This window comes from Pseudogemmobacter lacusdianii, assembly GCF_030848395.1.
GTDB lineage: Bacteria > Pseudomonadota > Alphaproteobacteria > Rhodobacterales > Rhodobacteraceae > Pseudogemmobacter > Pseudogemmobacter lacusdianii.
On record NZ_JAVDBT010000002.1, the window covers coordinates 55928 to 71252 of the forward strand.

At 62.2% G+C, this 15325-nt stretch carries 11 protein-coding genes; 4 read left to right on the forward strand and 7 right to left on the reverse strand.

The annotated features are described in order from the left end of the window. Nucleotides 1-9 precede the first annotated feature (9 nt). Nucleotides 10-1590: an ABC transporter substrate-binding protein gene (locus Q9295_RS01990; protein ID WP_306678825.1), complete on the reverse strand. Its 1581-nt coding sequence runs from the start codon at nucleotides 1588-1590 to the stop codon at nucleotides 10-12. Nucleotides 1591-1815: 225 nt separating this feature from the next. Between Q9295_RS01990 and Q9295_RS01995 the strand changes: the two genes are divergently transcribed. Then, nucleotides 1816-2625, forward strand: coding sequence for a helix-turn-helix domain-containing protein (locus tag Q9295_RS01995; RefSeq protein WP_306678826.1), 810 nt, complete (start codon nucleotides 1816-1818; stop codon nucleotides 2623-2625). 137 nt (nucleotides 2626-2762) lie between these two features. Beyond that, nucleotides 2763-2903, forward strand: a complete 141-nt coding sequence (locus tag Q9295_RS02000; RefSeq protein ID WP_306678827.1) for a hypothetical protein — start codon at nucleotides 2763-2765, stop codon at nucleotides 2901-2903. A 90-nt stretch (nucleotides 2904-2993) separates the two neighbouring features. Here the strand turns inward: Q9295_RS02000 and infB are convergent, their stop codons facing one another. From infB to rimP, 4 genes are read right to left on the reverse strand one after another with little or no spacing between them, the layout of a single operon-like run. Beyond that, nucleotides 2994-5594: a translation initiation factor IF-2 gene (infB, locus tag Q9295_RS02005; protein ID WP_306678828.1), complete on the reverse strand. Its 2601-nt coding sequence runs from the start codon at nucleotides 5592-5594 to the stop codon at nucleotides 2994-2996. 5 nt (nucleotides 5595-5599) lie between these two features. Then, on the reverse strand, nucleotides 5600-6235 hold the full coding sequence (locus Q9295_RS02010; protein WP_306678829.1) for an RNA-binding protein: 636 nt from the start codon (nucleotides 6233-6235) through the stop codon (nucleotides 5600-5602). A 23-nt stretch (nucleotides 6236-6258) separates the two neighbouring features. Beyond that, nucleotides 6259-7878 carry a transcription termination factor NusA gene (nusA, locus tag Q9295_RS02015; protein WP_306678830.1) on the reverse strand — a complete coding sequence of 540 codons (1620 nt, stop codon included), beginning with the start codon at nucleotides 7876-7878 and terminating at the stop codon, nucleotides 6259-6261. Nucleotides 7879-7895: 17 nt separating this feature from the next. Beyond that, nucleotides 7896-8516 carry a ribosome maturation factor RimP gene (gene rimP / locus Q9295_RS02020; protein ID WP_306678831.1) on the reverse strand — a complete coding sequence of 207 codons (621 nt, stop codon included), beginning with the start codon at nucleotides 8514-8516 and terminating at the stop codon, nucleotides 7896-7898. Nucleotides 8517-8854: 338 nt separating this feature from the next. Between rimP and Q9295_RS02025 the strand changes: the two genes are divergently transcribed. Beyond that, nucleotides 8855-10684, forward strand: a complete 1830-nt coding sequence (locus Q9295_RS02025; protein ID WP_306678832.1) for an autotransporter assembly complex protein TamA — start codon at nucleotides 8855-8857, stop codon at nucleotides 10682-10684. Further along, nucleotides 10684-14220 carry a translocation/assembly module TamB domain-containing protein gene (locus tag Q9295_RS02030; RefSeq protein ID WP_306678833.1) on the forward strand — a complete coding sequence of 1179 codons (3537 nt, stop codon included), beginning with the start codon at nucleotides 10684-10686 and terminating at the stop codon, nucleotides 14218-14220. The genes Q9295_RS02025 and Q9295_RS02030 overlap by 1 nt, the downstream gene beginning before the upstream one ends. Nucleotides 14221-14344: 124 nt before the next feature. Here Q9295_RS02030 and Q9295_RS02035 read toward each other — a convergent pair whose 3' ends face one another. Further along, nucleotides 14345-14536 (reverse strand): hypothetical protein, encoded by a 192-nt coding sequence (locus Q9295_RS02035; RefSeq protein WP_306678834.1) that lies wholly within the window; start codon nucleotides 14534-14536, stop codon nucleotides 14345-14347. Between the two features lie 183 nt (nucleotides 14537-14719). Further along, on the reverse strand, nucleotides 14720-15271 hold the full coding sequence (locus Q9295_RS02040) for a YjbF family lipoprotein (RefSeq protein ID WP_306678835.1): 552 nt from the start codon (nucleotides 15269-15271) through the stop codon (nucleotides 14720-14722). Nucleotides 15272-15325: the final 54 nt, after the last annotated feature.

Below are 15325 nucleotides of genomic sequence, written 5' to 3' on the forward strand. Positions count from 1 at the left end.
GGCGAAGGATCAGGCGCGACCGTAACGCGCAAGGATCGGCCAGCCATCCGGGCGCATCGCCGAGACGATACCCGCAGCGGTCAGCACGCCCACCGGCTCATAGGTGAGGTAGACCACATCGCCCGATTCCTCGAGCAGCGCCTGCATCTGCACATACATCTCATGGCGTTTGGCTTGGTCCATCTCGACCACAGCGGCCGCGTTCAAAGCATCGAACTCGGCATTGCTGAAACGCTGCCAGTTCCACACGCCCACCTGATCGGAGGTGAACCACATCGTCGCCCAGCTTGGGTCGGGCTGCATGGTGAAGCTGAAGAGAAACATTTGCAGCTCTTTCCAGCTGTCGCCATCGGCCTCGACGCCAAGGCTCCAGAAGCTGCCGCTTTCATGCTGATCGATCCGCACGGTCACGCCGATATCGGCCAGCATCGCTTGGATGACCTGCGCCGCCGCCAAATCCTCGGCGGTCTGTTGGATCGCCAGCGAGATTTCCAAGCTTGATACGCCAGCTTCGGCCAAAAGCGCGCGGGCGGTGTCGGGATCGTAGTTATAGGTGTTCTCGGTGCGGTTGCCGACCAGACCCGGCGCGATGATCCCCGCCGCAGGCTGCGCTGCACCGAGATAAGCCGCCTCAACCACCGCCTCGCGCGAGATGCCATGCTGGATCGCGCGGCGCACGCGGATATCGGTCAGCCCCACGTTGGCCTCGTTCATCCCCAGCCAATAATAGCTCAGCGCGGTGTAATCTTGGAACGAGCCGCCGCCCGGCACAGCACCCTGATAGCGCGGGATCGACGAGATCGAGGTTTGGGCATGGTCCAGATCGCCCGCCTCAAAGCCCAGCTCTGCGGTCTTCGGGTCTTCGATCGGCAGGAATTCGATCGTGTCAAAGGCCACATCGAAGAGCGTGAAGTCCGGATTGCGCTCCAGCACCAAACGGGTGCGCGGCTGCCATTCGCGGATCCGATACGGCCCCGAGGTCACCGGCGGCTCGGTGGTGAACTGGCCACCCGCCGCTTCAATCGCAGCGCGCGGCAGGATGATCCCGCTGGTCGCCGGCAAGGTCGAGGTGAAGAGCGGCGCGAAGGGCTCTTTCAGCACGATGGTGCCGGTATGGGTGCCGGTCACTTCGACATGGTCAAGCTGCGCCCAATCGGCGGCATAGGGCGATTCATTCGCCGGATCGGCAATCCGCTCCCAAGAGAATTTCGCATCCTCGGCGGTCATCTCACCGTAATCGCCCGAATATTTGATCCCGGCATGCAGCTCAAAATCGATATGTTTGTCGTCCCGCACGGTCACGCTTTTCAGCGCCAAGGGCTTGGCGTTAAAGGCTCCGCTATTGGCCTCAAACTCCATCGAGAAGGCAAAGATCGCCTCCATGACCAGCGCATCCGACCCCGAGGTCCAATAGGCCGGATCCAGCCCCGCGATATCGGCGTAAAGCCGGGCGCGCAGATTGCCGCCGGTCGCGGTCACCTCGGCCAGCACCGGCAAGCCGCCAAGGGCCAAGCCCGCCGCCCCGGCAGAAATCCCGGTGCGCAGGAAGTTGCGGCGCGAAAGGCCGAAGGTCGTGGTGGTAATGGTCATGTCAAATCCCGTCCTGTTGGCTGTGCGATCTGGCGCATCTTTTGGTCTGAATTGTCCCGCCTTCCCCAGAAGTCCGGGCGACGGCGCTTGCTTTTACATCAGCGCGGCATTCGCCTTAGACCGCACTCCCACCTTGGGTGATGCGGCCGCAAGGAGCGCTTGGCAATTTCGCGGCTTTCTGCGAATTTGCGCTTTATTAAGTCTACACGCATAAAAGAGCGCAAATTGTCCCGCAAAGCCGCTAGCAATAACGATTATTTCTCAACCAACCTGCGCCAACTCTGCGCCACCAAACCCTCTGTCTCGGCTGTTTGCCGCGATGTCGGCCTGAACCGCCAGCAGTTTGAGCGTTATTTGACCGGCGCGGCGATGCCGTCGGCGCATAACCTACGCCGGCTTTGCGCCTATTTCGCGGTCGAAGAATCCCAGCTTCTTGCCCCGCCTTCCACCACCCCCAGCCCCGCGCGTCCGCCCGAGACAGCCGGCGACCCCTCGGCCTTCGCCCAAGCGTTGCGCATGCAACCCGATGAGCTGCCGCAGTTGCGGCACTATTGCGGCAGCTACCAATACCACTTCCTCAGCCCCACTTGGCCCGGCAAAATCCAAACCAGCGTGCTGCAGATCTATGAGAGTGAGCGTCGCATCCTCAGCCGCTACCTTGGCCGGGTGCGCGACCCCAAGTTCGGCACCGTCATGCGCTCACGCTTCAATGGACAGCTGGTGTTGCGCAGCGGGCGGATCTTCGTGATGGAATGCTCGCGCGATGTGGTTGATAGCTTTGCCCAAACCATCCTTTTCCCCGCGCATCGTCATTCGGCCAATTACCTTACCGGCATGGCCTTTGGCATCGGCTGGCTGCCGCATCGCGGCCCCTTCGCCTCGCATGTGATCCTGCGCCGCCTGCGCCCGACCCAATCCATGCGTGAGGCGGTGGCGCATTGCGGGCTCTACGCGCCCGACAGCCGCGCCCTTGACCCAATCGTACGCAAGTTCTTCGGCGAGGATGCTTTGCCCTATGTCTCAGAGCATCTCTAAGAAGCCGCCACCCAACCGCGGCCTAAAAGTCACGCTGTCCTCGCGTCGTGACATTATCGCCTGTCGTACAATTATTCGTCTTTGAATATCGCGACTTGCCGCTAATCTACCCTTGGGTTGAATAACGGGGGGCAGAGATGCTGAGGACGATCTTAATTGGCAGCTGTGTATCGGTGCAGGGGCTCGTGGTGGGCGAGACCGACGATGGCAAGCTGATGGTGCAAGTGGATGCCAAGACTTTTATCGGCACCCCAATCACCTCGCGGCGCAGCAGCTAAGCCACCAAACGAGGCGCGACACGACAGAAAAAGGCCGGGCAATGTGCCCGGCCTTTGGTTTTAGGCGATGTGGGGGGAGGCCCCCCACGATCAATCCAGCGTCCGTTCGACTTCTTCACGCTCGAAGATCTCGATCACGTCGCCCGGACGGATATCTTCGTAACGCTCAAAGGCCATACCGCATTCGGTGCCGGACTGGACTTCTTTGACCTCGTCCTTGTGGCGCTTCAGCGTCTTCAGCGTGCCCTCGTGGATCACCACGTTGTCACGCAGCAAGCGAACCCCAGCCGAGCGACGCGCCACACCTTCGGTGACGATACAGCCGGCGACGTTGCCCACACCGGTGATGCGGAAGACCTCTTTGATCTGCGCATAGCCGATGAAATGCTCGCGCACTTCGTTCTTCAGCAGGCCCGAGGCGGCTTTCTTGATGTCATCCAACAGGTCGTAGATGATCGAGTAGTACCGCAGTTCCACGCCTTTTTGCGCGGCCGAGCTGCGTGCGGTCGCATTGGCCCGCACGTTGAAGCCCAGGATCGGCGCTTTGCTGGCTTCGGCCAGGCCCACGTCGCTGTCGGTGATCGCGCCAACGCCCGAATGCAGCACGCGCACGCGCACCTCTTCGTTGCCCACCTTTTCCAAGGCTTGCACGATGGCTTCGGTCGAACCCTGCACGTCGGCCTTCACGATGACCGGCAGCTCCGAGACGCTCTTATCGGCTTTGGCTTTCGCCATCAGCTGTTCCAGAGTGGTCGCAGCACCAGCGGCGGCACGTTTGTCCTTGGTCGCTTTCTCGCGGTATTCCGCGATCTCGCGGGCTTGGGCTTCGGTTTCCACCACGTCCAGCACGTCGCCAGCCGAAGGGGTGCCGTTCAGGCCCAAGACCTCAACCGGGACCGAGGGTCCGGCTTCGGCAATGGTGACGCCCTTGTCGTTGACCAAGGCACGCACGCGGCCCCACTTTTCGCCAACCACGAAGATGTCGCCCTTCTTGAGCGTGCCGTTCTGCACCAGAACCGTGGCCACAGGGCCGCGGCCAACGTCCAGCTTGGCTTCGATCACCGCACCCGAGGCTGCCCGGTTCGGGTTGGCCTTCAGATCCAGCATCTCGGCTTGCAGCGTGATGGCTTCCAGCAGCTCGGGCAGACCCTTGCCGGTTTTGGCCGAGACTTCCACGTCCTGCACGTCACCCGACATCGCTTCCACGATGACTTCGTGCTGCAAGAGGTCGGTCCGCACTTTTTGCGGATCAGCGGTGTGCTTGTCGATCTTGTTGATCGCCACGATCATCGGCACTTTTGCCGCTTTCGCATGGCTGATCGCCTCAATCGTTTGCGGCATCACGGCGTCGTCGGCCGCAACCACCAGCACCACGATATCCGTCACATGCGCGCCACGGGCCCGCATCGAGGTAAAGGCCGCGTGGCCAGGCGTGTCGAGGAAGCTGATCACAGCGCCATTCGCGGCTTTCACCTGATAGGCACCGATATGCTGCGTGATGCCACCGGCTTCGCCCGTGACCACGTTTGCATTGCGGATCGCGTCCAGAAGGCTCGTCTTACCATGGTCAACGTGGCCCATGATGGTGACGATCGGCGGACGGGTCTGCAGATCCTCGGGCTTGTCGGCGACGGAAACGATGGCCTGTTCCACGTCAGCATCGGTGACGCGGACGGCGCGGTGGCCGAATTCCTCGATGATCAGCTCGGCCGTATCGGCGTCGATGGTCTGGTTCATCGTGGTCATCATGCCCATTTTCATCAGGGCCTTGACCACATCGGCGGCACGTTCTGCCATCCGGTTGGCCAGTTCACTGACAACAATGGTTTCCGGCAGCTGCACATCGCGCACCTGCTTTTCGGCCTTTTGGCCCAGACCCAGCGCCTTGGCGCGGGCTTTTTCTTGTTTGCGCTTCATCGCAGCCAAGCTGCGGGTGCGGCCACCTTCCCCCGCCAAAGCGGCGGTGAGGGTCAGCTTGCCCGTGCGGCGCGCGTCATCGGATTTGCCCTTGCCGCGATCGGTGTCGCGGTTCTCGCGCTCACGATCGGTTTTGCGCGGCGCAAGGCCGGGCTTGGCATCGGGGCCCGTGGTGCCGGGCTTCGGACGGGCTTGACCGGTCGAGCGATCGGTCGGCGTGGCAACAGCCGGAGCCGGACCATCGGCTTCCGCCGGTTTGGCAGGCTGACGGCGCTGGGTGCCCAGCACATCGGCTTTACGCGCTTGCGCACGGGCAGCGGCTTCCGCCTCGGCCTCACGCTTGGCGCGCTCTTCCTCTTCAGCACGGGCACGCAGCGCGGCTTCGCGCTGACGGTCCTCACGCTCTTTGGCTTCAATCTCTTCGCGGCGACGCTGACGTTCTTCCTCGCGCTCACGCTCTTCGGCGGCGCGCTTGGCGGCATCTTCCTGCTCGCGGGCCTTGGCCTGACGCAAAGCGTCAAGGCGACGCTGCATCTCGGCTTCAGAAATGCCTGCAGGGCGCCGGGACGGATCGCCCAACGCCGAAGAGCCACCGCCCGTCGAGGAGGACCCACCGGGGCCACCAGCGGGCTTAGCAGCGGGAACGACCACGCGCTTGCGCTTTGTCTCCACCACCACCGAATGGCTCCGGCCATGCGAGAAGCTTTGCTTCACCGAGCCGGAACGGGGGGCGCCACCCAAGCCGAGGGGTTTCTTGCCGTCAGTATCGCTCATGCGTCCTACATATCCTTTTCGGCGGTCCCGCCGCCGTCCTGCTCACTGGTTTCCATACGAAGCCCAGCAAGCCTTGCCGCTTCCTCTACAACACGGGTCGTGAGTCCACCAGCGCCAAGCGCGGCGTGTATCGCACGTTCGCGCCCGAAAGCCAAACCGATTTCCCCAGCCGTCAGCCAAGTGATCGAAGTGTTCTCGCCTTCCGGTGCCCGCAGCTTGGTTTTGCCGCGTTCAGACCCGTCACTGGCTTGGATCAACACCTTGGCGGTGCCTTTCGTCAGCCAGTCCTTCACCTTCTCATATCCCATCACCGCCCGGCTCGACTTGCGGGTCAGCGACAAGAGTTCAATCACCCGCCGCGTCAAAAGCTGCTCGACCAGATCGGCAAGCCCTTCCGGCACTTTCACAGGCTGGCGCGCGGCTCGGGCAAAAAGCCCCTTGCCGCCCGCCTTTTCCAGCGCCGCGCGGGTCGAGGAGACATAGATCCCCCGCCCCGGCAGCTTGGCCGCCACATCGGGCACCACCATATCATCGGGCCCGACCACGAAACGGATCAGCCCCGCTTTGGGGCTGACCTCGCCGGTCACAATGCATTTGCGCTCCGGCTCGTCCCGTGTCTTTTCGCGTCCACCGCGTGTCATACGCGTCTCCCCAAGGCCTGAGATCAGGCCTCGGCTTCCTCGTCTTCGCCTTCAGCCTCATCGGCGTCAGACTCAGCTGCGGCTTCGGTCGGGTCCACCCAGCCCAGCATGACCCGAGCGGTCATCACCAAGGTTTGGGCTTCTTCAAGGCTCACATCGAACTTCTCAAGGATGCCGTCATCCTTCTTGCGCTGGCCGCCTTCGCTGGTCCAACCGCCTGCCAGCTCCCAGTCGGCGCAGGTGGCGAAATCTTCCAGCGTCTTGATGCCGTCTTTGCCAAGCGCTTCCAACATTTGGGGCGTCAGGCCTTCGAATTCAATGAGGCTGTCCTCAACACCCATGGCGCGGGCGGCTTCCATTGCCTTGCGGGCTTGCTCTTCCAAGAACTCACGCGCGCGGGTTTGCAGCTCAGCCGCGGTGCCTTCATCGAAGCCATCGATCGAGAGAAGCTCGTCCACTTCGACGTAAGCCACTTCTTCGAGGTTGGTGAAGCCTTCCGAAACCAGAAGCTGCGCCATCATCTCATCGATATCCAGCGTATCCATGAAGAGCTTGGTGCGCTCGGCAAACTCGGCCTGACGGCGGCTCGATTCTTCCGATTCCGTCAGGATATCGATGTCCAGAGCCGTGAGCTGGCTTGCCAGACGGACGTTCTGACCACGGCGACCGATGGCCAGCGACAGCTGCTCATCCGGCACCACAACTTCGATCTTGCCGGCATCCTCGTCGACCACAACCTTCGCCACCTGAGCCGGCTGCAAAGCGTTCACAAGGAAAGTCGCTTGGTCTTGGTTCCACGGAATGATGTCGATCTTCTCGCCCTGCAGCTCGTTCACCACGGCTTGCACGCGCGAACCCCGCATACCGACGCAAGCGCCGACCGGGTCGATCGAGTTGTCATAAGAGATCACAGCGATCTTCGCGCGCGAGCCCGGATCGCGGGCCACGGCTTTGATCTCGATGATGCCATCATAGATCTCCGGCACTTCCATCTTGAAGAGCTCGGCCATGAATTGCGGGTCGGTGCGGCTCAGGAAGACCTGCGGACCACGCGCTTCGCGGCGCACATCCTTGATGTAGCAACGGATACGGTCGCCGATGCGGTAAGCTTCGCGGCCGATCTTTTCGTTGCGGCGCAGGATGCCTTCGCCACGGCCCACGTCGACGATGACGTTGCCATATTCTTCGCGCTTCACCACACCGTTGATGATGCTGCCCTTGCGATCCTTGAACTCGTCATATTGACGATCGCGCTCGGCCTCACGGACCTTTTGCAAGATCACCTGCTTGGCCGATTGCGCCGCGATACGGCCCAGATCCACCGGCGGAACCTCGTCCACGATCTCATCACCGACCTGCGGGTTGGCCAGATAGCTCTTGGCCTGCTTCACGGTCATCTGAGCGTGATGGTTCTCGATCAGCTCATCTTCCACCACGGTGCGGATGCGCGCAAAGCTGGCGCGGCCGGTCTTACGGTCGATCTTGACGCGGATGTCCATCTCGGCGCCGTAACGCGACTTGGCGGCACGGGCGAGGCTGTCCTCCATCGCCTGGATCACCAGATCCGGGTCGATCATTTTCTCGCGCGCAACGGCTTCTGCCGTTTGGAGAAGCTCAAGCTGGTTGGCCGAAGTAATCGCCATGGGTCTCTCTCCCGCTCTCAGTGTTTGGTTTCAGGGGTGTCATCGGCCTCGTCAGCCTCATCCCCATCAAGTTCTTCGATCTCGTCGAAACCACCATCTTCCGGCAGCGCGACTTTCTTCTGCTTCAACATCTCGGCGATCAGCTCATCCGTCAGGATCAGCTTGGCATCCGACAACCAGTCAAATTGCAGCCCGATGGTCACAGGGCCACCTTGCTGGTCAATCTCGATCAGGATCTCATCATTCTCGACGCCCATCAGCCCGCCCTTAAAGCGGCGCTGGCCGTCGATCAGCTCGGTGGTCTCGATCCGGGCTTCCCAGCCCTTCCAGACCTCAAAGTCCTTCAACCGGGTCAGCGGCCGGTCGATGCCGGGGCTTGAGACTTCCAGCGTGTAAAGATCCTCGATCGGATCCTCCACGTCCAGAACCGCCGAAAGCGCGGTCGAGATCTTGGCGCAGTCTTCCACGCCGATGCCGCCCTCAGGCCGGTCGGCCATGATTTGCAGCGTGCGTTGAATCTTGCCATGCCCGCCCATCAGGCGCAGGCGGATAAGCTCATAGCCCAAGCCCTCGATCACCGGCTGAGCGATGTCGGCAAGGCGGCGGTCCATGGCAGTCTTTGCGATCAGGTCGGTCATGTGATCCCTAGAAACAAAACATCGGGCCGTGGAAAATAAAAAAGCGGGCTCAGCGGCCCGCTCGTTTTTCCGGTAGCTTCGAGTTTGGACCTCGAGGCAGCTGTTGAAGGCCATATAGCCGCAAGTGCCCTGCCGCGCAAGGGGGCCGTTCTGCACCGCGCGGGCCCTCGCCCGGCGTCATGCCCAAAGCCATACGTCAGCCATATGTTATCCATACCTTTCCCAGCGGTTCGTTTCGCCCCCCGCTCACAGCTGCGCCACTCAGTGCAAAGCGCGGTTGCCCTTCCGCCTGCGGCTCAGCATAATCGCCGAAAAATCAGATAATCGGTGGAGTGGCGATGGCGGTTTCAGTTGGAAAAAGGACAGCCACTGCCCTAGCGACAGCCACGCTCTTGTTGGCCATGGCCCTGCCGCAAATCTCCCCCGCATTGGATCGGCTGGATTTCCAAGTCACCGGTCTGGCCGAGGATGACGCGCTGACAAAATCGCTGCGCGCGGCGTCACTTTTGCTTTCACAACAAGCAGATGGCGCGACGGAGCCTTCGGATCTCTTCGCCGCCTCCCGCGCCGATTACGCGCGGATTTTGGGCGCGCTCTATGCCCAAGGCCATTATGCGGCGACCATTTCGATCCGCATCGACGGGCGGGAAGCGGCCAATATCCCCGCCCTCAATGCGCCCGCGAGCGTCGGTCAAATCACCGTCACCGTCGATCCCGGCCCGCAGTTCAAATTCGCCCGCACCGAGATCGGCCCCCTCGCCCCCCGCACCGAACTGCCCTCCGGCTTCACCCCCGGCGAGCCCGCCGAAAGCACCCTCGTCACCCAATCCGTAGACGCCGCCACCGCCGCCTGGCGTGAGGCTGGCCATGCGAAAGTGGCGGTGTCGGGTCAAAATGTTGTGGCAGACCACAACCAAAACACACTATCTGCGCAGGTCCAAATGGACCCTGGCCCTGCCTTACGCTTTGGCACAGTGACGGTTGAGGGCGAGGAAAGGATGCGCACGCAGCGCATCTTGAAGATCGCCGGCCTGCGTTACGGCGAAAAGTTCAGCCAGTCAGAGCTCGACCGCGCCGCCCAGCGCCTCAAGCGCTCCGGTGTCTTCCGCTCGGTCACTTTGACCGAGGCCGAGCGGCCAGTGGGCGACCTTTTGCCCATTGGTATCAAGGTGATAGAAGAAAAGACCCGGCGCTACTCCGTTGGGGCTGAGCTTTCCAGCATCGACGGAATCTCGCTCTCGGGCTATTGGCTGCACCGCAATTTGGCGGGCGGGGGGGAGCGTCTGAAGGTCGATCTCGCCGTCACCAACATCGCGACCAAAGAAAGCGGCATGGATTACGCGCTTGGCATCACGCTTGAGCGCCCCGCCACCATCACCCCCGACACCACCGCCGCTTTGACCTTCGGCCTCGCCCATCTGGATGAGGTGGATTACGCGGCCAATGTCGCCGAATTCGGCCTTAGCTTCACCCAGCATATCTCAGAGCAACTCACTGCAAAGGCTGGGATTTCTTACGAATATGCCGAAGGCACCGACCCCACAGGTGATTTCCGCTATCGCAGCCTCTCATTGCCCTTGGGCGTCACTTGGGACCGGCGCGACAAAGCCACCGATGCCCGCAAAGGCTTCTACATCGATGCCGAGGCCAAGCCCTTCTCGGGCTTTGGCACCACAGGATCGGGCGTGCGACTGAAGCTCGACACCCGCGCCTATCGCAGCTTTGGCGAGAAAGACCGCGTCACCTTGGCCGGTCGCCTGCAACTTGGCGCGATCTACGGGCCGAACCTGCTCGACACCCCGCGCGATGACCTGTTCTTCTCGGGCGGCGGTGGCACCGTGCGCGGCCAGCCCTATCGCAGCCTAGGCGTCTTGGTAAACCGCGGACTTGGCAGCGAATTTACCATTGGCGGCAACCATATGGCCATTGTCTCGGCCGAAGTACGCACCCGTGTCACCGACAGCATCGGCGTCGTCGGCTTTGTCGATGCCGGGCAAATCGGCGTGGACGGCTTCTCGGGTGACGCCAGCTCTTGGCATGCAGGCGCGGGCCTTGGCCTGCGCTACGAGACCGGCTTCGGCCCGATCCGGCTGGACGTGGCCACCCCGATCGAAGGCACCACCGGCGACGGCGTTCAAATATACATTGGTCTGGGGCAAAGCTTCTGATGCGTAGATTTACCCCCTCCCTCGCGCTTGCAACCGCGCTGGCTCTGCCCTCGGCCGCCCCGGCCCATGCGCAAGAGGATGATCGCAGCTTTCTGACGGCCTTCCTTGAGGACAACCTGTCCGGCGCGGGCCGCAAGGTGACGATCACCGGCTTTGAGGGGGCTCTGTCCTCGCAAGCGCGGATCGCCAAGCTGCAAATCGCCGATGATCTGGGCACTTGGGTCACGCTGGAGCAGGTGGTGCTGGACTGGTCGCGCTCGTCGCTCTTGTCGGGCGCCGTGGTGGTCAATGAACTGACCGCCCAGACCATCACGCTGGACCGGATGCCGGTCACGCCCGACGACAACCTCCCCTCGCCCGAGGCAACGCCCTTTGCTTTGCCCGATCTGCCGGTCTCGGTCGATATCGGCAAGGTGCGCGCCGACCGGATCGTCGTCGCCCCGGCGGTGCTGGGCGAGGCGGTGACCGGCCATCTCGACGCCGCTTTGCAGCTTGCGGGCGGTGAGGGCAAAGGCGGTCTTACGCTTGAGCGCACCGATGGCAAGGCCAGCCGGATCTTGCTGGAAGGCAGCTATTCCAACGCCACCGGCGTGCTGGATCTGAACATCTCGGCGCAGGAAGAGGCGGACGGGATTGCCGTTAAGCTCTTGGATCTACCCGGTCTTCCGGCGGTGGACCTAAGCATCAAGGGCCAAGGCAAGCTTTCCGACTTTGCCGCCGATGTTCGCCTGTCTAGCGACGGGACCGAGCGGTTGGTGGGGCCGGTGACGGTCAAAACCACCGAGAGCGGTGGCACGCAATTTGCCGCCAAACTGGCGGGCGATCTCGCGCCCTTGTTCCTGCCCGAATACAGCGAGTTTTTGGGCGATGCGGTGGCGCTTGAGGTTGTGGGCACACGCGAAGCCTCGGGCGCGATGGCGCTAGAGCAGCTGCGCATGCAAACCCGCGCCCTACAGCTGAACGGCTCGGCCAAAGTGGCAGCGGACGGCCTGCCGGAAGGCTTTGATATCAAAGCCTTGATCGCAGGCACTGATGGTCGACCGGTGCTCCTGCCTTTGGGCGGTGAGGGCGAGACTTGGCTGCGCCGAGGCACTCTGGACTTGGCTTTCGATGCCGCAAAGGACAGCGGATGGACTGGCAACTTCAGCCTTTTGGGGCTTGAGACGGACAATCTGCGCCTTGGGAATGGCACGATCACCGGCACGGGTCAAATCGGCAAGATAGGCGATAAAAACCAGCTCGACGGCAGCTTTACCTTCACCACCGCCGGACTGATGGCCAAGGATGCCGCCTTGCAAGCGGCTCTTGGTCCCAGCCTTGCGGGCAAGATGAAGCTGACCTTCCGCGAAGGTGACGGCGCGGTCTTTGTGCCCGAGCTTGAAGTGACGGGCGTCGACTACGGTGCCGAAGGCACTTTGCAGATCAAAGGCTTGGACTCGGACCTGACCACCAGCGGCAAGATCACCTTGACCGCCAACGACCTGTCGCGCTTCGCCGCATTGGCGGGGATCGATCTTGGCGGCTCGGGCGTGGTTGAGCTTGATGGCAGTTTCGCTCAGCTATCGGGCGCTTTTGACGTGGTGGTGACAGCCATCACCCAAGGCCTGCGCACCGGGATCGCGCAAGCGGACCGTCTGACCGCGAATGAGGCGCAGCTGACCATCTCGGCGCTGCGCGATGAGAAGGGTACCACCCTGCGCGCGCTGGATTTGGCGGCGGGCGGGCTGAACCTCACCGGCTCGGGCAAGGTCTCAAGCGAAGGGAGCGATCTGACAGGTCAGGTCTCTTTGGCCAATCTGGGTGCGCTGGATCCCCAATGGGGCGGCGGACTGCAGGCTGAGGCGCGCTTTACCGGCACGCCGCAGGACGGCAGCCTGACGCTGACCGGACAGGGCAACAGCCTGAAGATCGGCCAGTCAGAGGTTGATCGGCTGCTGGCCGGACAAACCGATGTCAGCGTCGAAATTACCCTGCGCGATGGCGGCTATCTCCTCAGCGCTGCCAAGCTTGAAGGCGCGAACCTGCAAGCCTCGGCCACGGGCACACCGGGCAGCGACCTGCTGCAAGTCACCGGAAGACTTCGCGATTTGTCCCTGCTGGTCGCGGGCTATTCCGGCCCGGTCAGCCTTTCGGGCCAAGTCACCCCCACCGGTTCGGGGGCCGAGATGGACCTGCGCCTGCAAGGCCCGGCCGCAATCGACCTGCGGGTGGCGGGCGCGTACCTTGGCGACACCGCTGATCTGACGTTGACCGGCACCGCCGATGCGGCAGTGGTTAACGCCATGGCCGACCCATTGACACTGGCCGGAGGCCTGCGCGCCGATCTGGCCTTGCGCGGCCCGATTGCCCTGTCCTCGCTCACCGGACGGGTCACGCTTTCGGGCGGGCGGCTGGCCTATCCTTTGGCGGGCTTCTCGCTGCAACGCACCGAGCTACTGGCGGACCTTTCCGGCGGCAGAGCGCAGCTTTCGGGCACGGCCGAGCTTGCCTCGGGCGGGCGGGTCCGGCTGGGTGGCGGGCTGAGCCTGACGCCCCCCTTGGACGCCGCGCTTGACCTGACGCTTGAGGCCATCACCCTGCGCGACCCCGAACTGTTCAGCACCACCGCCTCGGGCGCGCTACGCATCGAGGGGCCGCTCCTTGGCCAAGCTCTGCTCAGCGGCAAAGTCTTTATCGGTGAGACCGAGCTGTTGGTGCCTTCGACCGGCTTTGCCAGCGCCGCTGATCTTGAGGCGGTTCGCCATATCAACGACAGCGCCCCAGTCCGCGCCACCCGCGCCCGCGCCGGTGTGGGCAGCACGCCTGCCGGCGGCAGCAGCGCCAGCTCTGGCGGCGGGCCCAACTGGCGGCTGGCCGTGCAAATCGACGCGCCCAACCGAATTTTCCTGCGTGGACGCGGCTTGGACGCCGAACTTGGTGGATCAGTCTTCCTAGGCGGCACTTTGAACGCCGTCTCCCCCACCGGCGCGATTGAGCTTATCCGGGGCCGCTTGGACCTTTTGGGCAAACGGCTCGACCTGACCGAGGCCAGTCTGGTGATGGAGGGCGATCTGGTGCCTTACGTCACCGTCACTGCCACCAATGACACCGATCAGGTCACCAGCATGGTGCAGATCATCGGGCCCGTGAATGACCCGGTGGTGAGCTTCTCTTCGGTCCCTGAACTGCCGCAGGAAGAGGTTCTGGCTTGGCTTTTGTTCGGACGCGGGCTTGATTCGATTTCGGCGCTACAGGCGGCGCAGCTCGCCAATGCGGTGGCAACTTTGGCCGGACGCGGCGGCGCGGGCATTGTCGACCGGCTGCGGCAGGGCTTTGGCTTTGACGATTTGGATGTGCAGACATCGGAAGACGGCACCGCCTCGGTCAGCGCCGGCAAATATATCTCGCGCAATGTTTATACTGAAATTGAAGTCGACCAGAATGGCCAATCGCAAATCAATCTCAACCTAGACTTGCGCCAAGGCCTGACAGTAAAAGGCCGGGTCAGCTCGGACGGAGATAGCGGACTGGGGATATTCATTGAACGTGATTACTAATTGCTAAGGATTTGGATTTTTATATAAGTTTCAAATCTTCAGCCAAACTATAAAGGCCCCCGCAATCCGGGGGCCTTTATAGTTTGCGCGCAGCGAAACCGCTGATACAGCCGAAGCTACGAGATCAGCTGCCGTTGCCGGCAACCACAGCTCCGATGATCACGACACCCAGCAGAAGCGGCAGGAAACTACCGCTGCGGGGCTTTTCTTCCACCACGACGACGGGTGCATCGTCATGGATGATGACCGGGCCGCCTGCGAAAGCGGCAGAGGCTGAGACCGACAAGGCAGAGGCGAGAATAAAGGCTTTATTCATGGGTGCACTCCAATGGATCTTTACAGGTCACTTCGATCTTAGTCTTAGCGCAGCTATTATCTTCGCCATTTCAAGAAAAGAGAAAGATATAATTGCGCACCCCCATATTCGAATATTGCAGATGCCAGCTTGCAACAGTTTTATAAGCTCACATCAGCCTGAAAATCGGCAGCAAATTGCCATTCAGTCAATCACCCAAAGAAAAACACCAGATCCCGCTTTGGGGCTGATCCATTGCCGCGATTGCCGCAAGCTATTGCCTTCAAACCAGAATTCATTTGAAAGCTGGCCGCCATCTCGGCTGCAGGTTTCGACGATATGGCGGGTGACATGGGCGCGACCATAAACCTCAAGCCGCTCTTGCCCCATGCCGAGGCTGGTGCAGGCATAGTCGCGCCTTTGATTGGCATCCTCTTCCCAAGTGTAGAAATAGCTGCGCTTCGTGGCGCTGCCGCTGGCGATCTCGGCCGTTGAAGGCACCAAGGCTGACATCAGATCCGGCCCAAGGCCGCGGGTTTCCACCAGCACCCCACCGCGGAAGGTGAAAGTGTAACCTTCGGCCGCTTCCCAAGTGGTCATGCCGCCGTTTTGGTCGCGCGGTGACAGAAGGCTGTCGATCCCCAGCGCAGGGATGCGAGCGCGCAGGATCGGCTTGCCGAATGCCTCCAATTGCGCACGGCTGACGTGATCAAGATCGACCCGCGTCGCGCCCCCCATACCCGGCAGCTTGCTCATGATCGCGCCACAACCAGCCAGAAGCGTCAGCCCCAGCAAAGCAGCACCAACAAG

Coding starts and splice junctions, on each gene's coding strand:
- Q9295_RS01990 (WP_306678825.1), bottom strand. CDS start 1,590: ATGACCATTACCACCACGACCTTCGGCCTTTCGCGCCGCAACTTCCTG.
- Q9295_RS02000 (WP_306678827.1), top strand. CDS start 2,763: ATGCTGAGGACGATCTTAATTGGCAGCTGTGTATCGGTGCAGGGGCTC.
- infB (WP_306678828.1), bottom strand. CDS start 5,594: ATGAGCGATACTGACGGCAAGAAACCCCTCGGCTTGGGTGGCGCCCCC.
- Q9295_RS02010 (WP_306678829.1), bottom strand. CDS start 6,235: ATGACACGCGGTGGACGCGAAAAGACACGGGACGAGCCGGAGCGCAAA.
- nusA (WP_306678830.1), bottom strand. CDS start 7,878: ATGGCGATTACTTCGGCCAACCAGCTTGAGCTTCTCCAAACGGCAGAA.
- rimP (WP_306678831.1), bottom strand. CDS start 8,516: ATGACCGACCTGATCGCAAAGACTGCCATGGACCGCCGCCTTGCCGAC.
- Q9295_RS02025 (WP_306678832.1), top strand. CDS start 8,855: ATGGCGGTTTCAGTTGGAAAAAGGACAGCCACTGCCCTAGCGACAGCC.
- Q9295_RS02030 (WP_306678833.1), top strand. CDS start 10,684: ATGCGTAGATTTACCCCCTCCCTCGCGCTTGCAACCGCGCTGGCTCTG.
- Q9295_RS02035 (WP_306678834.1), bottom strand. CDS start 14,536: ATGAATAAAGCCTTTATTCTCGCCTCTGCCTTGTCGGTCTCAGCCTCT.
- Q9295_RS02040 (WP_306678835.1), bottom strand. CDS start 15,271: ATGAGCAAGCTGCCGGGTATGGGGGGCGCGACGCGGGTCGATCTTGAT.